Raw genomic sequence first — 22,439 nt, forward strand, 5'->3', positions numbered from 1 at the left:
ACCGTCGACCTCAACCTTGGCAAGGTTGCGCTCTACCAACTGAGCTATTCCCGCATTTGCCGGCCAGGCGCAGCGCCTGGCCAGACTGAACTGGAGCGGGAAAACGGTCTCGAACCGTCGACCTCAACCTTGGCAAGGTTGCGCTCTACCAACTGAGCTATTCCCGCATTTGCCGGCCAGGCGCAGCGCCTGGCCAGACTGAACTGGAGCGGGAAAACGGTCTCGAACCGTCGACCTCAACCTTGGCAAGGTTGCGCTCTACCAACTGAGCTATTCCCGCAAATTTTCTGCTTGCGCAGTTCCCAAACAGCACTGACCAGCACATATTTGGAGGCGCGAACCAGAGTCGAACTGGTCTAACCGGATTTGCAATCCGGGGCATAACCGCTTTGCTATCGCGCCCTGGTTACTGGGTGCCGGCCATGCCAACCCCCGATATCTGGAGCGGGAAAACGGTCTCGAACCGTCGACCTCAACCTTGGCAAGGTTGCGCTCTACCAACTGAGCTATTCCCGCAAAATCAGAGTCAAGCATTATAGTCTGCTTTTCTCGTGACAGACTGCCATTCTAATGCAATTTAGCGAGGGGAATTCCGAAAAGACGGACTTTTCGTCATTCCCCCCGGCGATCTCAGTGCTTGACCGCGCGCGCGGCCCGGGTGCGGCGCGCAGGCGCCGACGCGCCGTCCTCGGCGACCACGGCCGCCACCGCGGCGGCTGGCGCTTCGTCGGCCGGCAGCGCCACCGGCAGGCGCTCCAGCGCGATCTCGAGCACCTTGTCGATCCAGCGCACCGGCACGATCTCCAGCCCGCTCTTCACGTTGTCGGGGATCTCCGCCAGGTCCTTGACGTTTTCCTCGGGAATCAGCACGGTCTTGATGCCGCCGCGCAGCGCGGCCAGCAGCTTCTCCTTCAGGCCGCCGATCGCCGTGACTTCGCCGCGCAAGGTGATCTCGCCGGTCATCGCCACGTCGCCGCGCACCGCAATGCCGGTCAGCACCGACACCAGCGCGGTGGTCATGGCCGCGCCGGCGCTGGGGCCGTCCTTGGGCGTGGCGCCATCGGGCACATGGATGTGGATGTCGCGCTTCTCGAACGCGTCATCGCGGATGCCCAGCGAATGCGCGCGGCTGCGCACCACGGTGCGCGCGGCCTCGACCGATTCCTTCATCACATCGCCCAGCGAGCCGGTGCGGTTGATCACGCCCTTGCCCGGCATGGCCGCCGCCTCGATGGTCAGCAGATCGCCGCCCACTTCGGTCCAGGCCAGGCCCACGACCTGGCCGACCTGGTTCTTGTGCTCCGCATGTCCGTAGGTGAAGCGCCGCACGCCCAGGTAGTCGGGCAGGTTGTCGGCGCTCACCACCACCTCGGGCCCGGCCTTCTTGAGCTGGATGTTCTTGACCACCTTGCGGCAGATCTTGGACAGCTCGCGCTCCAGCGAGCGCACGCCGGCCTCGCGGGTGTAGTAGCGCACGATGTCGCGCACAGCGTCTTCGGTCAGGCGCAGCTCGCCCGGCTTCACGCCGTTGTTCTCCAGCTGCTTGGGCAGCAGGTAGCGCATCGCGATATTGGTCTTCTCGTCTTCGGTGTAGCCCGCCAGGCGGATGACTTCCATGCGGTCGAGCAGCGCGGGCGGGATGTTCATCGAGTTCGAGGTGGCCACGAACATGACGTCGCTCAGGTCGAAGTCCACTTCGATGTAGTGGTCGCCGAACTTGCTGTTCTGCTCGGGGTCGAGCACCTCCAGCAGCGCACTCGACGGATCGCCGCGGAAATCCATGCCCAGCTTGTCGATCTCGTCGAGCAGGAACAGCGGGTTGCGCGTGCCGACCTTGGTCAGGTTCTGCAGCACCTTGCCGGGCATGGCGCCGATGTAGGTGCGGCGGTGCCCACGGATCTCGGCCTCGTCGCGCATGCCGCCCAGCGCCATGCGCACGTACTTGCGGCCCGTGGCCTTGGCGATGGACTGGCCCAGCGAGGTCTTGCCCACGCCCGGCGGCCCGACCAGGCACAGGATGGGCGCTTTCACCTTGTCCACGCGCTGCTGCACGGCGAGGTATTCGAGGATGCGGTCCTTGACCTTCTCCAGCCCGTAGTGGTCGGCGTTGAGCACTTCCTCGGCCGCCACCAGGTCTTTCTTGACCTTGGTCTTCTTGCTCCAGGGCAGCGATACCAGGCCGTCGATGTAGTTGCGCACCACCGAGGCCTCGGCCGACATGGGCGACATCAGCTTGAGTTTCTTGAGCTCGGCCTCGGCCTTCTTGCGCGCGTCCAGCGGCATCTTGGCGAGCTTGATCTTCTTCTCGAGCTCTTCCAGGTCGGCGCCGTCCTCGCCTTCGCCCAGCTCCTTCTGGATGGCCTTGACCTGCTCGTTCAGGTAGAAGTCGCGCTGGCTCTTTTCCATCTGCTTCTTGACGCGGCCGCGGATGCGCTTGTCCACGTTCAGGATGTCGACCTCGCGCTCGAGCTGGCCGAGCAGGTTGTCGAGCCGCTCCTGCACGCTTTCGAGCTCCAGCACCGCCTGCTTGTCCTCGAGCTTGAGCGGCAGGTGGGCGGCGATGGTGTCGACCAGGCGGCCGGCATCCTCGATGCCGGCGATCGACGACAGGATCTCGGACGGGATCTTCTTGTTGAGCTTGACGTATTGGTCAAACTGCTGCATCACCGCACGGCGCAGCGCCTCGGTCTCGCTGGCCTTGTCGTCCAGCTCCTGCGCCGGCACCAGGCTCACCTGGGCCACGAAGTGGCTGTCGGCGTCTTCGATGTGCGCGACCTTGGCGCGCTGCTGGCCCTCGACCAGCACCTTGACGGTGCCGTCGGGCAGCTTGAGCATCTGCAAGATGGTGGACACGCAGCCGACCGCGAACATGTCGCCCACGGTCGGGTCATCCTTGGCGGCCGTCTTCTGCGCCACCAGCATGATCTTGCGCTCGCCCTCCATCGCCATCTCCAGCGCCTTGATGCTCTTGGGGCGGCCAACGAACAGCGGGATCACCATGTGCGGGAAGACGACGACGTCCCGCAGCGGCAGCATGGGCAGGTTGAATACTTCTGTGGATGGGTTTTCGGACATGAGAATCCTTTACAGGTTCTTGCAAAGATGCTTCGCAAAAGCCATTTTTCAAGGCATTGCCCGCATAAATCTGCGGGCATCCAATACGGTACAGCTTAGCGGGAGCACTGCGGCCGTCCAAACGAAATTGCCCGGCGGCGCGCAGGGCAATTGGGGACATGCGGCTTGGCGATCAAGGCGGCGGCGCGTCTTGACCGCGGGCGCCGCATCAAGCCTTTTTAGCCGCCTCGCGGTAGACCAGCAGCGGCGGCTTGCCTTCGCTGATGGTGGCCTCTTCCACCACCACCTTGGCGACATTGCTGGTGGTGGGCAGGTCGAACATGGTGCCCATCAGCGACTGCTCCAGGATGGAGCGCAGGCCGCGCGCGCCGGTCTTGCGGGCCAGGGCCTTCTTGGCGATTGCGGCCAGCGCGTCCGGGCGCACTTCCAGCTCGACCCCTTCCATGGCCAGCAGCCGGCTGTACTGCTTGACCAGCGCGTTCTTGGGCTGGGTGAGGATCTGCACCAGCGCATCCTCGGTGAGCTCGGCCAGCGCGGTGACCACCGGCAGGCGGCCCACCAGCTCGGGAATCAGGCCGAACTTGATCAGGTCTTCGGGCTCGATGTCCTGGAAGGCCTGGGAGACCGAGCGCTGCTGCTTGCTGCGCACCGTGGCGCCAAAACCGATGCCCGAGGCCTCGGAGCGGTTCTCGATCAGCTTCTCCAGCCCGGCAAAGGCGCCGCCGCAGATGAACAGGATGTTCGTGGTGTCGATCTGCAGGAAGTCTTGGTTAGGATGCTTGCGCCCGCCCTGCGGTGGAATGCTGGCCATCGTGCCTTCGATGAGCTTGAGCAGCGCCTGCTGCACACCCTCGCCCGACACGTCGCGGGTGATGGAGGGGTTGTCCGCCTTGCGGGTGATCTTGTCGATCTCGTCGATGTAGACGATGCCGCGCTGCGCCCGCTCGACATCGTAGTTGCAGCTTTGCAGCAGCTTCTGGACGATGTTCTCCACGTCTTCGCCAACATAGCCCGCCTCGGTCAGCGTGGTCGCATCGGCCATCACGAAGGGCACGTTCAGCTGGCGCGCCAGGGTCTGGGCCAGCAGCGTCTTGCCCGAGCCGGTCGGCCCGATCAGCAAGATATTGCTCTTGGACAGCTCCACCTCGTCCTTGCCGGCCTTGTCCTTGTGCAGCAGGCGCTTGTAGTGGTTGTAGACCGCCACGGCCAGCGTGCGCTTGGCGGCCTCCTGGCCGATCACATAGCTGTCGAGATTGCTCTTGATGTCCGCCGGCGTGGGCAGCTCGTTGCCCACGGCGCGCGCGCCCTCCTTGTCCTCCGCGGCCACCTCGTCGCGCACGATGTCGTTGCAGAGGTTGATGCACTCGTCGCAGATGAAGACGGACGGCCCTGCAATCAGCTTCTTGACTTCGTGCTGGCTTTTGCCGCAGAACGAGCAGTACAGGGTTTTTTCGTTGGAAGAGGAGCCTTTTTTGTCGGCCATGGGGGCTACGCCTTCAATCGATGGAACGGGAAACAATGATACTCAAATCAAAGACGGCACTTCCCTCGCGGGAAAGCGCCGCCCTGCAGGCCCCCTGTCAGGGGCGTTTTTCGATGACGGTGTCGATCAGGCCATAGTCCTTGGCTTCGGCCGCCGTCATGAAATAGTCGCGCTCGGTGTCGCTCTTGACCTTCTCATAATCCTGGCCGGTACGATCCGCCAGGATGCGGTTCATCTGCTCCTTGGTGCGCAGGATGTCGCGGGCATGGATCTCGATGTCGGTGGCCTGCCCGCGGGCGCCGCCCAGCACCTGGTGGATCATGATCTTGGAGTTGGGCAGCGAGAAGCGCTTGCCCTTGGCGCCGGCCGCCAGCAGGAACGCGCCCATGCTGGCCGCAAAACCCAGGCACATGGTGGAGACCTCGGGCTTGATGAACTGCATGGTGTCGTAGATGGCCATGCCCGCGGTGACGCTGCCGCCCGGGGAGTTGATGTACAAGGAGATCTCCTTGTCGGGGTTCTCGCTTTCCAGGAACAACAGCTGCGCCACCACCAGGTTGGCGGTCTGGTCGTTGACCTCGCCCACCAGGAACACCACGCGGTCCTTGAGCAGGCGCGAGTAGATGTCGAAGGAGCGCTCGCCACGCCCCGACTGCTCGATCACCATGGGGATCAGGCCCAAGTTCTTGATTTCTTCGCTCATCACATCTCCAATCGGGAAAATCGACTCCGAACTGTACTCCATGAAAATGGGGCTTGCGCCCCAAAGCACAAGCCCCAGATTTCGCGGCCGCCGTGCGGCATGTACGCTATGGCAGGATCAAGCCTGGCCCATCAGTTCGTCGAACGATACCGCCTTGTCGGTCACCTTGGCCTTGTCGAGCACGAAGTTGGTCACGTTGTTCTCGATGACCACCGCCTCCACTTCCGCCAGGCGCTGGCGGTCGCCGAAGTACCAGCGCACCACGTCCTCGGGCTTCTCGTAGCTGCTGGCCAGCTCGTCCACATGGGACTTGATCTGCTCGGGCGTGGCCACCAGGTTGTTGGCCTTCACCAGCTCGGCCACCACCAGGCCCAGGCGCACACGGCGCTCGGCCTGCGGCAGGAACACGTCGCTGGGGATCTCGGCCTTGTCGGCGTCCTTGATGCCGCGCTGCTTCAGCTCGGCGCGGGCGCCGTCGCGCAGGCGCTCCACTTCGGACTCGATGCTGGCCTTGGGCAGGTCCAGCTCGGCCTTGGAGACCAGGGCGTCCATCACCGCCTGCTTGTTGCGGGCCTGCACGCGGAACTTCACTTCGCGCTCCAGGTTCTTCTTGATGTCGGCACGCAGGCCTTCCACCGAGCCGTCGGCAATGCCCAGCGACTTGGCCAGGGCCTCGTTCACCTCGGGCAGGTTGGCGGCCTCGACCTTCTTGAGCGTCACCAGGAAGTCGGCGGTCTTGCCGGCCACGTCCTTGCCGTGGTAGTCCTCGGGGAAGGCCAGCGGGAAGGTCTTGGACTCGCCCGTCTTCATGCCACGCACGGCATCTTCGAATTCCTTGAGCATCTGGCCTTCGCCGACCAGGAACTGGAAGCCTTCGGCCTTGCCGCCGGCAAACGGCTCGCCGTCGATCTTGCCTTCGAAGTCCACCGTCACGCGGTCGCCGTCCACCGCGGCCGCATCAGCCGGGCGCTGGGCGAAGGTGCGGCGCTGCTTGCGCAGGATGTCCAGGGTCTTGTCGATGGCGCCATCGTCCACCTCGGCCGACAGCTTCTCGACCTCGGCCGAGGCCAGGTCACCGATCTTGACTTCGGGAAACACCTCGAACACCGCATCGAAGGCCAGTTCGCCCTCGGGGGCGCCGTCCTTTTCGGTGATCTTCGGCTGGCCGGCCACGCGCAGTTCGGCCTCGTTGGCAGCCTTGGCGAAGGCCTCGCCCACCTTTTCGTTCAGGACTTCGTACTGCACCGAATAGCCGTAGCGCTGCGCCACCACATTCATGGGCACCTTGCCGGGACGGAAGCCGTCCATCTTCACGGAGCGGGCCAGGCGCTTCAAGCGGGCATCCACCTCGGTTTGCACGGAAGCAAGCGGCAAGCTCAGCGAGATCTTGCGCTCCAGCTTTTCAAGAGTTTCAACAGTAACGGCCATGGTGTTTCCTCGTTGGACGTGAACCCGCTTGTCCCGGTGCGGTCTTTGCACCTGCTTTGGCCAGCCTGGTTCCGTAAAAAGCGCGGCCAAACAGTGTTTGGCACGCAGGCAAATCCACTTTGGTCGGCACGGCCACGCCGCGCCTGCCTGGCCGGCAAAACGCCAGCCCGCACGAAGACCAAAGCCAGTGATTATATATTGAGCATATGCCCGCCCCGGAATTTCCGTGCAGCTTGAAAAAGGCCCCCACGCTTGCTCACTACGTGTAGCCGCTGCCCCCCAAGGGGGCCGCTTTTTGCCTGGGGGCGGCCCGGCGGCAAAAAAGCCCCCACGCTTGCTCACTACGTGTAGCCGCTGCCCCCCAAGGGGGCCGCTTTTTGCCTGGGGGCGGCCCGGCGGCAAAAAAGCCCCCCACGCTTGCTCACTGCATGTAGCCGCTGTCCCCTAACGCCGGGCGCCAATGGAAGCAGCGCGAGCAAGGGGCCACGGCCGTGGTGCAGGCGCGCCAGGCCCAGGACGCATGCCTGCGCGCTCTTACCAGTGATAGCGCGCCGTCAACAGGAAGTTGCGCTCGTCGCCGTAGTAGCAGACGCTGGGGCAGGCGGCGACGTAGGTCTTGTTGGTCAAGTTCTTCAGATTCAACGCGAATTGCCACTTGTCCCACTGGTAGCGCAGGGCTGCGTCATAGACGGTGAAGGCAGGGACGGCCATCCGGTTGACCTGCTGCTCGCCCACGCGCCTGGCGCCAAGGCCGAGGCTCAGCCCCGGCATCGACGCTATCCGGTAGTCCGCCCAGATGGAGGCGGTGTTGCGGGGCACCGCGGCCGGCCGCGTGCCAACGTTGCCCTGGTTGCTTCTGGTGATTTCAGCATCGGTCACGGCGAAGGCAGCGATCACGCTCAGCTGCCGGCTCAGGTCGGCACGCCCTTCGATTTCCAGCCCGCGCGAACGGACTTCCCCCGTCTGCAGCAGCGAGCCCACATGGGCAGGGTCATTGGTCAGCACATTTTGCTGCTTGATCTCATAGGCCGCCAGCGTCACCGATGCGCTGCCGCCTGGCGGCTCGTACTTCAGGCCGATTTCGTGCTGCACACCGGTGCTCGGCTTGAAGCGGTTGAGCTCAAAGTCCGCGCCAGCGGTTGGCTGGAAGGAGCGGCTATAGCTGTAGTACGGCGTGACGCCGTTGTCGAACTGGTACATCAGGCCCAGCCGGGGGGTGAATGAGTGGGCCTTTTCAGCCACCTTGCCCGGGCCGGCATCATTGCGGGTGCTGTCATAGCGCCCGCCCACCAGCGCGATCCAGCGCTTGTCGAACTTGATCTGGTCCTGCAGGTAGAAGCCGAGCTGCTGGGCGCGATCTACGCCGCTGCCAGCCGCGCCGTAGACCGGCTGCGCACCGTAGACGGGCGAGAAAAGATCGATGGGCGCCAGGGCCCCTACCCGCTGGCTGCGCCTGAAATCGCTCTTGCCGAAGTCGATACCGAACAGCAGGCTGTGCTCGAAGCTGCCATGCCGAACCTTGCCATGCAGCTGGTTGTCAATGCTCAAGCCGCGGTCCGTGTCGGCGCGCAAGACGGCCACCCGTGTACCCAGCCGGGGCGCGGCCATGTTCACCCGGGCGGAAATCGCCGAGTAGTTCCAGTCGACATCGCGCTCGTACGCCAGCAGGTTCTGGCGAAACTGCCAGGCATCGCTGAAACTGTGCTCCAGCCGGTATCCCAGGGTGTGGCCTCGGCCTGCGAACCGATCCTGCCCCGGCTCCCCGACAAAGAGTTTGCGGGATATCCTGCCTGCGGGGTTGGGCAGCAGGGTGCCGTCCAGCGGCTTTCCCGGGTCAAACGCGGAGCGGATGTCGTCGTACGACCCCAGCAGGGTCAGCAGGGTCGATCCAGTCAGCTGCCACTCCAGGGTGCCGGACAGGGATGTCCTGTCATTGGAGTATTCCTTGACCATGGTGTCGCTGTCGCGCCGCAAGGCGGTCAGGCGATAGCGGACCCGCCCATCCTGTGTCGCAGGCCCACCCAGGTCCAGCGCGATCTGCTTGCGGCTCCAGCTGCCAAGCTGCAGCTCGACCTCCCTCAGCGGCTCGGCGGTCGGTCGCTTGCCGACGAGGTTGATCACGCCGCCAGGCGTGGTCTGCCCATACATGATGGAGGCAGGCCCCTTGAGCAGTTCGATGCGCTCGAAGTGGTACGGCTCCATCGCGCCTGTCAGGGAATTGGCGGGAAACTTGCTCCCATCGAGGTACAGTGCCGCGGTGCCCAGCGTGCTGAAGCCGCGCACGACGAAGCGCGTACCCACGCTGCGCGTGCCCCCGCCCTCGAACATCGAAACACCCGCCGTGTACTGCAGCGCCTGGTCCAGCGAATCGGCTGCCTGGGCCTGGATTTGCTCGCGCGGGATGACGCTCACCGACTGCGGCGTCTCGGACAGCAGCGCATCTGTCTTGGTCGCGGTGGAACTGCGCTTGGCCACGAAGCCGCCCACCGGGCCATCGGCACTTTCACGGCTCGAAGTGACCGTCACCGTGGACAGGGTCATCGTGGCGCCGCTTGCCGCAGGAGCGGCCCTGACGACAATCGCACCGCCCTGCGCCGCCGCCTCCAGCCCGCTTCCCGCCAGCAAGCGCTCCAGCGCCTGCCGGGCAGTCAGTGTGCCCGAGACGGCCGGAGCCCTTTTGCCCGCGACGAGATCGGGATGCACCATCAGCTGCAGCTTCGCCTGCCGCGCCAGCTCGTTCAACGCCGCCCCCAGCGGCTGCGCCGGCAGCGAGATCGGCACTGCTGCGGAGCTTTCCTGGGCCAGCGCAGGAAGGGCGATGCCCGCCAAAGACGACAAGGCGAATGTCGCCACCAGGGTAAGGGGCGCGAGTTGGAAGCGCGGGTGCGGCATGAAAGTGGTCTCCACGGTAGAAAAGAAGGGTTCCTGCCTGTGTAGACGCACGAGCTTGCCAACTGTTGAGGTCGCCGCTGGACTGGCCCCTCTCTTTTCCACACCGGGGCCCTGTGTCCTATCCCCCCGGGCGGGCGGCCACGATCTCCGTACGCCCCTCCACCTGGCGCAGCCGTACCGGCAGCACCTGCGGCAACGCCTGGACGAAGGCGCCCACCTGCCGCAGGTCGAAGCTGCCGCTTACCTTGAGCGCGGCAACCGCAGGGTCGCGGATCACCAATCCGGTATTTCCATAGCGCTCGAACTCCGCCAGCGCCTTCGCCAGCGGGGTGGCGTTGAAGTTCAGGCGCCCCTCGCGCCATGCGGCCGCAGCAGCCGCATCGCTGCGCAATGGTGCGAGCGTACCCGCGGCATCGGCCAGGACGGACTGGCCCGCGCCGAGTTCGACGCCCTCCCCAGCTCGCTCTTGCGACCCGGCCAGATTGCGAGCGACGCGGACACGCCCCTCCTCCACCACGACGCTGACGCTGCCATCGCCCTGCAGCCCGCTGCGCGTGCGCCGCACCGAAAAGCGCGTGCCAACCACCGTGATGCGCGTGGGCCCGGCCAGCACCTCGAAAGGCTGCGCGGGGTTGGACTGCACCGCAAAAAACACCTGCCCCTCGGACAAGCGCACTTCACGCCGCTGGCGGTACAGGGCCACGTCGACATGCGTTGCCGTATCCAGCCACAGCGTGCTGCCGTCGGGCAGCCGTATATTCTGCTGCTGGCCGCGTGCGGTGGCATAGCTGGCGGAAAATGTGGGCTGGCGCTGCCAGGCACTCCAGCCATACCAGCCGCCCCCCAGCACCCCGAAGGCAATGGCCGCCGCAGCAGCCTGGGGGACCAGCCGGCCCAGATCGAAAAACCAGGCACGGCGGCCCGGCGAGGCGAGCGACGCAGGCGCCCGCCCCAGCGCCGGCCCGGGCGCCCCCACAGCAGCGGCCTCGCCCGAGGGCAAGCCCGCCTTGAGCGCCTCGACTCCGTCATCGGGCAATTCGTCCATCCGGCCCCAGACGCCCTCCACCTCCGCCAGCGCCAGTGCATGCGCCGGATCGGCCGCCAGCCACTGCTGCAATTCTGCCTCTTCCTGCGGTGTCAGCCCGTCATGACGCCTCACCATCCAGCCGGCCGCCGCCGCATCCAGCGGATCCTGCCCGGCGATGAAATCGGCGAAGCCACTCGCATCCGCATCCTCCGAGCGGGATGGCGCTGGCTCCGGGCTGCCGGCAGCTGGACGGTGGGGAACTGGAGGACTCATGGGGTGCAAACAGGCTTCTTATCGGTGTAGACGCATGAGCGCCGAAACAGTGGAGGGTTCGGTGCTCCATTCACTCCGCGGCTTGCGGGCCCGGAGCCTGCGGGCTCGTACGGCGGCGAAACCGCTCATCGCAGGCCTTGCAGACCAGCACTGCGCGGATCACATGCTGCGCCACCATATTGCGCGAGATACCCATCCTGTCAGCCACTTCCTGGTGCGACAGGCCGTCGAAGCGGTTCAATACGAAGGCCTCGCGGCAGCGCGGTGGCAAGCTTTCGATGGCAGTATAGAGAGCCTGCGCGTATTGGCTGAAGGCATAGATCTCTTCAGGCTGCAGGTGCTGGGGCGCAAGCGGCTGGTCATTCAGCGCCAACGCATCGAGGCTCTGGCACTCCCGGACGGCGGCGCGCCTGTGCTGGTCAACCAGCAGGTTGCGCGTGGTGCGAAAGAGCAAGGCACGCGGATCCGTGATGACCGCCCCGGATCGCTGGGCCACCAGGAAGCGCATGTAGGCCTCCTGCACCAGATCGGCCGCGGCATGGCGGTCTCTCAGGGTGCGGGCGCAGAAATTCAGCAGTTCCTTGTAATAGTGCGCGGCCACGGAAAATCCAGTCCATCGATGCATTGACGATGCCCGTCGGGTGCTGGCTCAGATGTGGCGGCGGCTGTATCTTTGGCGCGGGAGGGACGGGAATGCGCCGATTATAGTTTTTGGATGGGGGCGACTCGAAGCTGCGCCATCCCCGGTCTATCCCCAGACAACAAAAAAGGCCCTGTAGGGCCTTGTTTTGCATCGAAATTTCTTGGGGTGGCTGATGGGACTCGAACCCACGACAACAGGAATCACAATCCTGGACTCTACCAACTGAGCTACAGCCACCGTTTGGTGAAGCCGCAATTATAGCGTCAAAACTGGCGCCTTTCCGAGCCGGGCGCCGTTTTTTCTCAGGAGCCCAATTGCGCCCCGGGCCGCGGCGCCAGGATCTGCGCCTTGAAGCGCTCCTTCAGGAGTTCGTAGTACGCCATGGCCTCGGCATAGCCCTCGATGCGCTCGAACTCCTGGCGTTGCCGCAGGCGCATCTCGGCAGAGTCTTCCGCCCGGGGAACGATCTTGTTCACCCGTGCCACCGCATAGCCGTCTGCGCCCAGGTCCACGCCCACCCATGCGGGGGCAGAAGCCTCCACCTTCGCATGCATGGCCGCATTGAGCAAGGCGGCAGGCTGCTGCTGCGCATTCTGCCGCGACACCACCACGGGCGCCTGCAGCGCGGCCGTGGCCGCGTTGCCCTTCCACTCGGCGAGCTTGGCCTCGCCATCCTTGCGGGCCAGCTCGGCCGACTTCTGCGCCACCAGCAGATCGCGGGCCTTGGCCTTGACTTCGTCGAGCGGCAGCACGCGCGCTTCCTGGTAGTTCACGATACGGCCCGAGGCCATGGTGTTCGGCGCCACTTCCAGCGCCTCGGTGTTGCGCTTGTTCTTCAGCGAATCGCTGGAGAACAGGGCTTCGAGGAACGTGGGGTTGGCCAGCGCGCCGGTGGCGCCCGCCGCCGGCGTGCGCTCCACGTGCTCGGCCGTCTGGATCTTCAGGCCCAGCTTGTCCGCCACCGGCTTGAGGCTGTCGGACTGCTCGAAGACGAGGTTGGAAAACGACTCCGCCACTTCCGCGTACTTGCGCTGCGCCTGCTGCTGCTGCAGCTCGTTCTCGATCTTGGGGCGCAGTTCTTCAAAGCTCGGCGTGCGGGGCGTCTTCACATCGGTGAGCTTGATGATGTGGTAGCCGTAATCGGACTCGATCACATCGCTGATATCGCCCGGCTTCATCGCGAATGCCGCATCCTCGAAGGGCTTGACCATGTCGCCGCGACTGAAGAAGTTCAGGTCGCCGCCATTCGGGGCCGAGCCCGTGTCCTGCGAATTCTTCTTGGCGATGTCGGCGAACTGCTCGGGATGCGCCTTCACCTCGGCCAGCAGGGCCTCGGCCTTTTGCTTGGCCTTGGCGCGGTCCTCGGCGGATGCCGACTTGGGCGCATTGATGAGGATATGGCTGGCACGGCGCTGCTCCTTGTCCATGAAGCGGCTCAGGTTTTCCTTGTAGTAGGTGCGCAGGTCGTCATCGCTGAGCTTGATCGAGGCCCGCACGGCCGCGCTGTCCAGCACCACGTACTCGATGGAGGCCTGCTCGGGCTGGCGAAACAGCGACTGGTTGTCCTTGTAGAAGGCCTCGATGTCGGCATCCGAGACCACGACCTTCGAGGCGAAGTCCTTGGCGGCAAAGCGTGCCACCTGGATTTCGCGCTGCTGGTACAGCGCATCGACCGCGACCTGGGTTTGCGCATCGGTCACGAAGGCGGTATTGACGACCGAGCCCAGCACCTGGCTGAGCGAGAGGTCGCGCCGCATATTGGCTTCGAAGCCTTCGGGCGTCAGGCCCTGCGCACCCACCAGGGCACGGTAGGCCGCCACATCCAGGCTGCCGTCGGCCTTCTTCAAGGCGGCGATCTGCGGGATCTGCTGCAAGGCTGCGGCCAGGGCCGCGTCGCTGGCATAGAGGTGCATTTTCTGCACCGCCACATCCAGCACGCGGTCGCGCACCAGCCGCTCCAGCGTGGCATAGCGCGCCTGCGGCGAATCGAGCAGCTTGGGGTCCATGCCGGGCGACTGGCTGCGCATGCGATCCGACTCCATGCGGTGCGCATTGTCCCAGTCAGCCTGGGTGATGTCCTTGCCATTGACCTTGGCAACCACCGGGCTCTTCTCGTGGAAGTAATTCTGATTGACCCCGACAAAGATGAACGAGGGAATGATCAACACGAACAGCAAGATCATTACCGCCTTGGAATGCTTGCGTATCGATTCAAACATGGTCACTACTTTCGCGCAAAAAAAGAAAAGGCGAACTTACGTTCGCCTTTTCTCAGTTCAATTCGGTTGTGGTGGGTGCTGACGGTCTCGAACCGCCGACCTACGCCTTGTAAGGGCGCCGCTCTACCAACTGAGCTAAGCACCCAACCTGCTATACCTGATCAGTTCAAAGCATCCTTCAACGCTTTGCCGGGGCGGAACTTAGGCACCTTGGCAGCCTTGATCTTGATAGCTGCACCGGTACGAGGATTACGACCTGTACGGGCTGCGCGCTTACCAACAGCAAAAGTACCAAAACCTACCAGAGAGACTGTACCACCTTTTTTCAGGGTCTTCTTCACTGCATCAATGGTGGACTCCAGCGCGCGAGCAGCTGCCGCCTTGGAGATGTCCGCATTATTCGCAATGTGCTCAATGAGTTCAGTTTTATTCACAAGCAGCCTCTGTCAATCAAGAGAGTTATGGAAGTGCCTGTTTTACGACCTTTCCATCATGATGCCTAGCATCTGACAGAAAAATTCCGAAAAACAACACCACCTGAGCCAGGGATTGCAGCAATCCCTGCGTCTCAGTAACGGGATGGATTCTAGACGGTTTTTGGAATTGGATTCTGAAAAATTGTGGTTTTTTCAGGCCTCAATTTCATCGCCGCGCCCTGTGCCTGCGTACCTGACAAGCGTTTGGGCACAACCCGGTCGGGCCACGCAGAACCCGCACAGTCTACACGCGCAGGCGCGTTCGCCAACTACGAACCAACCCTAGCTTTGATCTCGGGCAAGGCTTTTTGCAGGTAGTACACCATGGACCAGACGGTCAGCACCGCCGCCAGCCAGATCAGCACCGTGCCCCAGACGCCGGTGTCCACGCCGGCGATCCTGCCGTCGTAGAGTAGGAACGGGATCGCCACCATCTGCACCGTGGTCTTGAGCTTGCCCAGCATGTGCACCGCCACGCTCTTGCTGGCGCCGATGCGGGCCATCCATTCGCGCAAAGCCGAAATGGCGATCTCGCGGCCGATGATGATCAGCGCGACGAAGACGTCGGCGCGCTGCAGGTGCACCAGGATCAGCAGCGATGCGCAGACCAGGAACTTGTCGGCCACCGGATCGAGGAACGCACCGAAGGCCGAGGTCTGGTTCAGCCTGCGGGCCAGGAAGCCGTCAAGCCAGTCGGTGAAGGCAAACACCATGAACATCAGCGCGGCGGCCAGATTCTTGGTGCCCAGCTCGAAGGGCGCGTAGTACACACCGATGATGAAGGGGATCGCGACGATGCGCGTCCAGGTCATCAGGGTTGGAATGGTGAAGAACATGGACAGCGATTGTGGCATGGCGCGGCGGCGATTTCAGATGCCCTTTCAATGCAGGGCGTTGTAGATCTCCTGCGCCAGCACGGCGGAGATCCCGTCCACGGTCATCAAGTCCTCCACGCTGGCGCCGCCCACGCCGCGCACCCCGCCAAAGCGCTGCAGCAGCCGGGCCCGCTTCTTCGGCCCGACGCCGGGGATTTCCTCCAGGCTGCTGCCGCCCACCCGCACCTTGGCCCGCGCGGCGCGCATGCCGGTGATCGCGAAGCGGTGGGCTTCGTCGCGGATCTGCGCCACCAGCATCAGCGCGGCCGAGTCGCGGCCGAGATAGACCTTGCCACGGCCGTCGGCAAAGACCAGCTCTTCGAGGCCGACCTTGCGGCCTTCGCCTTTCTCCACCCCCACGATGCGCGCCAGATCCAGCCCCAGCGCCTCGAAGACCTCGCGGGCGATGCCGACCTGGCCCTTGCCGCCGTCGATCAGCACGATGTCGGGCAGCCGGGCCTGGCCCGCTGCCACTTCCGCGCCGCCGGCATCGCGCTGCGCCTCGGCCACCTTGCTGTAGCGGCGCATGAGCACCTGGCGCATCGCGGCGTAGTCGTCGCCGCCGGTGATGCCCTCGATCTTGTAGCGCCGGTAGTCGCTGTTTTGCATCTTGTGCTGGCGAAACACCACGCACGAGGCCTGGGTCGCTTCGCCCGCGGTGTGCGAGATGTCAAAGCATTCGATGGTGAGCGCGTCGATGTCGTCCTGCGGCAGGTCCAGCGCCTCGGCCAGGGCCCGGGTGCGGGCCTGCTGCGAGCCCTCTTCCGCCAGCAGGCGGGCGAGCTGCAGCTCGGCGTTCTTCTGCGCCATCTCCAGCCACAGGCGGCGCTGCTCGCGGGGCTGCGATACCGCGGCCATGCGCTGCCCGGTCTGCTCGGACAAGGCTTGCAGCAGCTCGGGCTGCAGCGGCGCGCTGACGATCAGCGTGGGCGGCGGCGGCACCTGCAGGTAGTGCTGCGCCACGAAGGCTTCGAGCACCTGCGCCTCCACCGAGGGCGGCGCAGATGCCGCGGCGCCATCGTCGAGCCCGGCCTGGGCGATGAGCGCGTGGTCGTCCACATGCACCGGGAAATAGGCACGGTCGCCCAGGTGCCGGCCGCCGCGCACCATGGCCAGGTTCACGCAGGCCCGGCCGCCCTGCAGCCGCACGGCCAGGATGTCGGCATCCTTGTCGGCGGCGGTCTCCACCGATTGCTGGTGCAGCACGTTGGCCAGCGCCTTGATCTGGTTGCGCACCTCGGCCGCCTGCTCGTATTCCAGCCGCTCGGCATGCTCCATCATGCGCACCTCCAGCGCCTTGACCAGCTCGTCGGCCTCGCCGCGCAGCAGGGCCTCGGCGCTGGCCACGTCGCGGGCGTAGTCGGCACCGGAGATCAGGCCCACGCAAGGCCCGGTGCAGCGCTTGATCTGGTACAGCAGGCAGGGCCGGGTGCGGTTGGCGAAAACCGTGTCTTCGCAGGTGCGCAGGCGAAACACTTTCTGCAGCAGCTGGATGGTCTCCTTGACCGCCCAGGCGTTCGGGTAGGGCCCGAAATAGCGGTGCTTGCGGTCGATGGAGCCGCGGTAGTAGGCCAGCCGCGGAAATTGCTGCGCCGGCGGGGCGGCGGCCGCGCCGTCCTTGTCGGCCACGCCGGTGATCTTGAGGAAGGGGTAGCTCTTGTCGTCGCGAAACAGGATGTTGTACTTGGGGTGCTGCGTCTTGATGAGGTTGTTTTCGAGCAGCAGCGCCTCGGCCTCGGAGCGCACCACCGTGGTCTCCATGCGCGCGATCTTGCCCACCATGTGGCCGATGCGGGTGCCGCCATGGTTCTTGTTGAAATAGCTGGACACGCGGCGCTTCAGGTTGCGCGCCTTGCCCACGTACAGCAGCACCTCGCCCGCATCGAAATAGCGGTATACGCCCGGCAGCTGCGGCAGCGCCGCCACCTGGGCCAGCAAGTCTTCGGAATGGCTCATGCCCGCATTGTCGCGCGCCGGCGCCGCGCAGAACGTGTTTACGTCAGAACGACTTCGCCGACAGGCTGGCCCACAGGTGCGCCGCCACCAGCGCGCGCCAGGGCGAGAATTCGCCCAGCCACTGCTGGGCCTGGGCGGGCGAGACCGATTCCAGCCGCAGCAGCCGCGCCAGCGCATTGCGCACCGCCACATCGCCGTGCAGGCTGCCGTCGAGCCAGCCAAAGCCGCGCAGCAGCGTGTAGTGCACCGTCCACGGGCCTATGCCCTTGATGGCCAGCAGCGCGGGCTCGATGTCGGCCACCGGCACGCTGGCCGCCGCGGCCCAGTCGTCGAGCGGCAGGCTGCCATCGAGCACCGCGGCGCCCACCGCGCGCACGCTGGCGATCTTGCTTGCGGAAAACCCGGCGGCGCGCAGTTCCTCGGGCGCCAGGCGCATCAGCGCGGCCGCATCGGGAAAGCACAGCATGCCGCTGCTGTGGCGCAAGCCGCAGGCCTCGAGCATGCGGCGGCGCAGGGCCAGGGCCGCGGCCACGCTGATCTGCTGGCCGGCAATGGCCCAGACCAGGGCCTCGAAAGGCGTGCCCATCGCCGGCGGGCGCAGCCCCCGCTGCCGGCGCAGCAAAGGCCCGAGCACCGGATGGGCCGCATGCTGCGCTTCAAACGCATCCACATCGGCCTGCAAGCCCAGCATGCGCCCCAGCATCGCTTCGAGCGCCGGCAAGTCGGCCGCCACGCGCTCGCCCGGCGCGGCATCCAGGGCCAGCTCCGCCTGCGCCATGCGCGGCGTCAGGCGCAGCCGCAGCCGCGCCGGCCGCCCTTGCCAGCACAGCCCCTTGTCGAGCACCCGCCCCTGCACCGACTCGGCCTGCGACGCGGGGTCGCGCCGGTGGATGGCCAGCGCATCCTCGGCGCGGAACGACACAGGCAGGCGCAGACGCCTTTGCATCACCACAACAGCCATCTTCCCCGTCCTTCATCCGCCTGATCCGTACAATGCATGCCGCAATGCTACGCGGTCCCAGGCCGCGCCGCGCCCTCATTCTTGCGCACCAAGCCCCAGCCATCTTCCGTGCCGCCGACCGCTCCTTCCCCCTCCGAACCCACGCCGTCTTCGCGCCTGCTGTGGACCATGCTGCTGACCCTGCTGTCGGGTTTTGCGCTGAGCCAGGCGTTTCGCACCATCACCGCCATCATCGCCGACGGGCTGCGCACCGATTTCGGCCTGTCGGCGCAGTCGCTGGGAGCATTCGCGGGCCTGTTCGGACTGTCCTTCGGCGTGACCCAGCTGTTCATGGGCGTGGGCATGGACTTGTATGGCCTGCGCCGCACGCTGCTCACCGCCTTTCCGCTGACCATCGCGGGCTCGGCCCTGTCGGCGGCCGCGCCCAGCTATCCCTGGCTGATGCTGGGCCAGCTGCTGATCGGTGTGGGCTGCTCGCCCGCCTTCCTGGCCTGCACCATGTTCATCACCCGGCATTTCCCCAGCGATCGCTTCGCCTTCATGTCGGGGGTGGGCATGGGTGTGGGCGGGCTGGGGCTGCTGTTCACCGGCACGCCGCTGGCCTGGCTGGTGCAGCACCATGGCTGGCGCGTGGGCTTCGGCCTGCTGGCGGTGCTGTGCGCGCTGTCGTGGGCGCTGATCTTCTGGCGCGTGCATGAGCCGCCCCACCCCTCGGACCACCAGCCCAAGCCCAGCTGGCTGCAGGCCACCAAGGGCTTCGGCGGCCTGCTGCTGCTGCCGCAGACCTGGAGCATCTTCCTGATGGGCATGGTGAGCTATGCCTCGTTCCTGACCGTGCGCGGCCTGTGGCTGAGCACCATGCTGATGGACCGCTACCAGTTCTCGCTGGTGGCCACCGGCAACGTGGCGCTGGTGGTGTCGCTGGTCTCGCTGTTCAGCCCCTCGGTTTTCGGCCGGCTCGACCCCGGCCCCGGCCGCCGACGCGCGCGCATCATCCGCATGGCCATCGCCATGGCCTGCGCCTGCGCGGCGCTCGGGCTGGTGCACCACGCCCTGGCCAGCGTGGCCCTGATCCTGCTGATGGGCCTGATCTCGGGCTACTCGGTGCTGCTCTACGCCGATGTGCGCTCGTCGTACCCGCCCGAGATCACCGGCCGCGCGCTGTCGGTCTACACCATGTCGATGTTCCTGGGCATCGCCCTGATGCAATGGCTCTCGGGCCTGGTGGCGGCGCTGGCCACGCGGCACGGCCTGGAGAGCTACCAGTACGTGATGCTGCTGGTGGCGGCCATGCTGCTGGCGGGCAGCGCGGCCTTTGCCTGGATGCCGCAATCGCCGCTGCTGCAGGCCGCATCCAGGAAATAGGCGTATCGAAGCAAACGCCTATGGCAGCGCCGGCGCATGGCCGTACAGCCAGGGCATGTCCATCAAGCGGGCGCCCAGCAGCCGCAGCGCGCCATCGCGCCCCCAGCGCAGCGCGCCGGCGGCATGGAAGATGGCGCCGTTGCGCAGCGAGCGCGCCTGCACCTGCGCGTTGCGCTGCCAGCGGTTGAGGGCATAGCGGCGCAGCCGCAGGGGCAGGTTCAGCTCGTCCATCGCGAGCACGGTCTGCAGCTCGAAGGCGTCCTCGATGGCCATGCCCGCGCCCTGGGCGAGGTAGGGGCGCATCGGATGGGCTGCGTCGCCGAGCAGCGCCACCAGCCCCCGGGCCATCTGCTGCGGCCCGGCCACCGGCGGGCGGTCGGCCAGCGGCCACAGCCGCCAGCTGGCGCCGGCCTCGGTCACCGCCTGCAGCATGGCCCGCAGCGAAGCATGGGCGCCGCCCAGGCTGCGCAGCAGGTCGGCCGCATGGGCGGCATGGTCCCAGTGCTCGCGATCTTCGGGTACCGGGCCCTCGACGATGACCACCACATTCAGCATTTCGCCGCCGCGCACCGGGTAGTGCACCACATGAAAGCGCGGCCCCATCCAGGCGGTGACCAACTGGCTGCGCAGGGCCGGAGGCAGATCCGCCTGCCGCACCGCGCCGCGGTAGGCCAGGTGCCCGCTCACGCGCGGCGGCCCGTCGCCCAGCAGGCGCTGGCGCGTCTGGCTCCAGACGCCATCGGCCGCGATCAGCGCGTCACCCTCCACGGCCTCGCGCCGCGAGGTGGCGATCGTCACCACCGCGCCCAGGTCGGCATGGCCCTGCACCGCGCAATCGAGGTTCAGGTGGATGTCGGCGCGCTGCCGCACCGCAGCCAGCAGCAGCTGGTGCAGATCGGCACGATGGATGGTGGCATAGGGGGCGCCATAGCGGCGCTCCATCTCGCCCGCCAGCGGCATGCGCGCCAGCTCCGCCGCGGTGATGGCGCTGCGCGAGACCAGCGCCTGCGGAAAGGCGGCACATGCCCGCAAGGCCGGCTCCAGGCCCCAGGCCTGCAGGCGGCGCACCACGTTGGGCCCGAGCTGCACGCCAGCCCCGACCTCGCCGAACTCGCCCGCCCGCTCGAACAGGCGCACCGCCATGCCGGCGCGCGACGCGCCCAGCGCCGCCGCCAGGCCGCCAATACCGCCCCCCGCGATCAGTATCTGCTTTTGCATGCCGCAATTGTGCAGCGGTTGTGCCGCAGCCGGGCCGCGGATGGCCCGCGCCGGCCAGCAGCCAGATCAAGAAACCCTCAATGCACCGCTGCGGCAGCCGTCCTGAACAGCAGCGAGCCTTCGAAATCCTCGATCGCCATCGGGTGGCCGAAATGAAAGCCCTGGAAGCGCGTGCAGCCATGGCTGGTCAGGAACTCCACCTGCGCCGCGCTTTCCACGCCCTCGGCCAAGGCCTCCATCTGCAGGCTTTGCGCCAGCGTCAGGATGGCCTGGACGATGGCCGCGCCATTCCGGTCTCCCGGCACGTCGTTGACAAAGCTGCGGTCGACCTTGAGCTGGTCCAGCGGCAAGGCCTTGAGGTAGCGCAGCGACGAATAGCCGATGCCGAAGTCATCCAGCGCAAAGCCGACCCCCCGCGCCTTGAGCTGCCCCATGCGCTGCACGGTTTCAGCCAGGTCGCCGAGCAGCAGGTTCTCGGTCAGCTCCAGCTTGAGGCGGCGCGGATCGATCCCGATGCCATCGATCAGGGCCAGTACTTCGTCGACGAACATCGGATGGCGGAATTGCCGGGGGCTGACGTTCACCGAGATGGTCAGCGCGGCCGTGGCCGGCTGCTGCGCCCACAGCGCCAGCTGCTCGCACGCGGTGCGCAGCACGAAGCGCCCCAGCTCGACGATCAGCCCGGTCTGCTCGGCCAGCTCGATGAAGGCATTGGGGCCCACCATGCCCTGCACCGGATGCATCCAGCGCACCAGCGCCTCGGCGCCCAGCAAGGCCCCTTGCTGGTCGGTGACCGGCTGGTAGTGCACGCAGAGCTCGCCGCGCATCAGCGCATGGCGCAGGTCCGCCTCCATGCTGGCCCGGGCATTGACGACCAGCTGCATCTGGGGATCGAAAAAGCGCTGGGTGTTGCGGCCGGCGGACTTGGCCTCGTACATGGCCATGTCCACGCGCTTGAGCAGCTCCTCCGCCTCGGGCACCTCATCGTCGCCGAAGACCACGACACCGACGCTGGGCGTGGTGTAGTACCAGTGGCCGAACAGATCGAAAGGCTGGCGCAGGCGCAAGATCAGATGCTCGACCACCGAGCGCACATGGGCCTCCGCCTCCTGGCGCTCATGGCCCAGGTGCTCCACCAGGATCACGAACTCGTCGCCGCCGAAGCGCGCCACCATGTCTCCGCTGCGCACGCAGGTCATCAGCCGCTTGCCGACTTCGGACAGCAGCTGGTCGCCATGGCGGTGCCCCTGGGAGTCGTTCAGGTTCTTGAAATGGTCGAGGTCGATGCACAGCAGGGCGCAGAACGAGCCGCGCTGCCGGCTGTCGCCGACGGCCCAGGCCAGGCGGTCGAGCAGGGCCAGGCGGTTGGGCAGGCCGGTGGTGGCATCGACGAAGGCCTGGCGCTCTGGCCGGGCAGGGGCGCCGCGCTGGGACGCCTGCTCGGGCAGGCTGGTGAAGTCATTGGCCAGCAGCAGGAGCCGGGGCGGCTCGCCCTCCAGCCGGGTCAGCGTGCACTGCAGTTGCAGCGGCGCCTGCGCCGAACGCAGGCGCGCATGGAAGACCACCTGGCCCTGGGTGAGCGCCTGCTGCATCAGCGCGGCGGCAAAAGCCGCTTCGGAATGCGGCGGCTCCCATGGCCAGTCAAACCACGACGCGCATGGCGAACCCAGCCAGTTGCCCAGCTGCCGGTTGGCATAGACCACCTGCCCGGCGGCATCGATACAGGCCACACCGGCCGTCAGCCCATCGAGGATGGCCAGGTCCGGCGGCACTGCAGCGCCGCTGCCCACCGCCATGCAGGCGCCGTCTCTCCCGTACCTGTTCTCCAACAGAAACTCCTCCAAG

Annotated in this window: 15 protein-coding genes and 6 tRNA genes; 1 reads left to right on the plus strand and 20 read right to left on the minus strand. The window is 66.1% G+C overall.

The features are described from left to right. Positions 1–91: 91 nt before the first annotated feature. The 18 genes from ACODRX_RS12435 to ACODRX_RS12520 all read right to left on the minus strand — a co-directional run bounded on the left by ACODRX_RS12435 (position 92) and on the right by ACODRX_RS12520 (position 17,996). Positions 92–167: transfer RNA gene (locus ACODRX_RS12435), tRNA-Gly, on the minus strand. A 37-nt stretch (positions 168–204) separates the two neighbouring features. Next, positions 205–280, minus strand: a tRNA-Gly gene (locus ACODRX_RS12440). Between the two features lie 48 nt (positions 281–328). Then, positions 329–402 (minus strand) — tRNA-Cys (locus tag ACODRX_RS12445). 38 nt (positions 403–440) lie between these two features. After that, a tRNA-Gly gene (locus tag ACODRX_RS12450) sits at positions 441–516 on the minus strand. 114 nt (positions 517–630) lie between these two features. Then, positions 631–3,075 (minus strand): endopeptidase La, encoded by a 2,445-nt coding sequence (lon, locus tag ACODRX_RS12455; protein ID WP_488871820.1) that lies wholly within the window; start codon positions 3,073–3,075, stop codon positions 631–633. Positions 3,076–3,283: 208 nt separating this feature from the next. Beyond that, the gene (clpX, locus tag ACODRX_RS12460; RefSeq protein WP_488871821.1) at positions 3,284–4,558 is read right to left on the minus strand and encodes an ATP-dependent Clp protease ATP-binding subunit ClpX; all 1,275 of its coding nucleotides are present in this window, start codon (positions 4,556–4,558) and stop codon (positions 3,284–3,286) included. A 97-nt stretch (positions 4,559–4,655) separates the two neighbouring features. Beyond that, positions 4,656–5,261 carry an ATP-dependent Clp endopeptidase proteolytic subunit ClpP gene (gene clpP, locus ACODRX_RS12465; RefSeq protein WP_488871822.1) on the minus strand — a complete coding sequence of 202 codons (606 nt, stop codon included), beginning with the start codon at positions 5,259–5,261 and terminating at the stop codon, positions 4,656–4,658. Positions 5,262–5,378: 117 nt separating this feature from the next. After that, on the minus strand, positions 5,379–6,689 hold the full coding sequence (tig, locus tag ACODRX_RS12470) for a trigger factor (RefSeq protein ID WP_488871824.1): 1,311 nt from the start codon (positions 6,687–6,689) through the stop codon (positions 5,379–5,381). Between the two features lie 534 nt (positions 6,690–7,223). After that, positions 7,224–9,581: a TonB-dependent siderophore receptor gene (locus ACODRX_RS12475; RefSeq protein ID WP_488871825.1), complete on the minus strand. Its 2,358-nt coding sequence runs from the start codon at positions 9,579–9,581 to the stop codon at positions 7,224–7,226. 118 nt (positions 9,582–9,699) lie between these two features. After that, entirely contained in the window at positions 9,700–10,881 is a 1,182-nt protein-coding gene (locus ACODRX_RS12480; RefSeq protein ID WP_488871826.1) for a FecR family protein, read from the minus strand. 70 nt (positions 10,882–10,951) lie between these two features. Next, positions 10,952–11,482: a sigma-70 family RNA polymerase sigma factor gene (locus tag ACODRX_RS12485; protein WP_488871827.1), complete on the minus strand. Its 531-nt coding sequence runs from the start codon at positions 11,480–11,482 to the stop codon at positions 10,952–10,954. A gap of 203 nt (positions 11,483–11,685) precedes the next feature. After that, positions 11,686–11,761: transfer RNA gene (locus tag ACODRX_RS12490), tRNA-His, on the minus strand. A gap of 65 nt (positions 11,762–11,826) precedes the next feature. Further along, positions 11,827–13,743, minus strand: coding sequence for a SurA N-terminal domain-containing protein (locus ACODRX_RS12495; RefSeq protein WP_488871828.1), 1,917 nt, complete (start codon positions 13,741–13,743; stop codon positions 11,827–11,829). A gap of 69 nt (positions 13,744–13,812) precedes the next feature. Next, positions 13,813–13,888: transfer RNA gene (locus ACODRX_RS12500), tRNA-Val, on the minus strand. 16 nt (positions 13,889–13,904) lie between these two features. Beyond that, positions 13,905–14,177, minus strand: a complete 273-nt coding sequence (locus ACODRX_RS12505; protein ID WP_021026954.1) for an HU family DNA-binding protein — start codon at positions 14,175–14,177, stop codon at positions 13,905–13,907. Positions 14,178–14,488: 311 nt separating this feature from the next. Then, entirely contained in the window at positions 14,489–15,055 is a 567-nt protein-coding gene (pgsA, locus tag ACODRX_RS12510; RefSeq protein WP_488871924.1) for a CDP-diacylglycerol--glycerol-3-phosphate 3-phosphatidyltransferase, read from the minus strand. A 45-nt stretch (positions 15,056–15,100) separates the two neighbouring features. Then, positions 15,101–17,050 (minus strand): excinuclease ABC subunit UvrC, encoded by a 1,950-nt coding sequence (gene uvrC, locus ACODRX_RS12515; protein WP_488871829.1) that lies wholly within the window; start codon positions 17,048–17,050, stop codon positions 15,101–15,103. Between the two features lie 43 nt (positions 17,051–17,093). Beyond that, a complete protein-coding gene (locus tag ACODRX_RS12520; RefSeq protein WP_488871830.1) occupies positions 17,094–17,996 on the minus strand; it encodes a DNA-3-methyladenine glycosylase 2 in 903 nt (300 codons plus the stop codon). 183 nt (positions 17,997–18,179) lie between these two features. Here ACODRX_RS12520 and ACODRX_RS12525 point away from each other — a divergent pair, with 183 nt between their 5' ends. Further along, positions 18,180–19,376 carry an MFS transporter gene (locus ACODRX_RS12525; RefSeq protein WP_488871925.1) on the plus strand — a complete coding sequence of 399 codons (1,197 nt, stop codon included), beginning with the start codon at positions 18,180–18,182 and terminating at the stop codon, positions 19,374–19,376. Between the two features lie 18 nt (positions 19,377–19,394). Here the strand turns inward: ACODRX_RS12525 and ACODRX_RS12530 are convergent, their stop codons facing one another. Both ACODRX_RS12530 and ACODRX_RS12535 read right to left on the minus strand, forming a co-directional pair. Beyond that, entirely contained in the window at positions 19,395–20,594 is a 1,200-nt protein-coding gene (locus ACODRX_RS12530; RefSeq protein WP_488871831.1) for an FAD-dependent monooxygenase, read from the minus strand. A 77-nt stretch (positions 20,595–20,671) separates the two neighbouring features. Then, on the minus strand, positions 20,672–22,423 hold the full coding sequence (locus ACODRX_RS12535) for a putative bifunctional diguanylate cyclase/phosphodiesterase (RefSeq protein WP_488871832.1): 1,752 nt from the start codon (positions 22,421–22,423) through the stop codon (positions 20,672–20,674). Positions 22,424–22,439 lie beyond the last annotated feature (16 nt).

This window comes from Comamonas sp. FG99 (assembly GCF_057808605.1).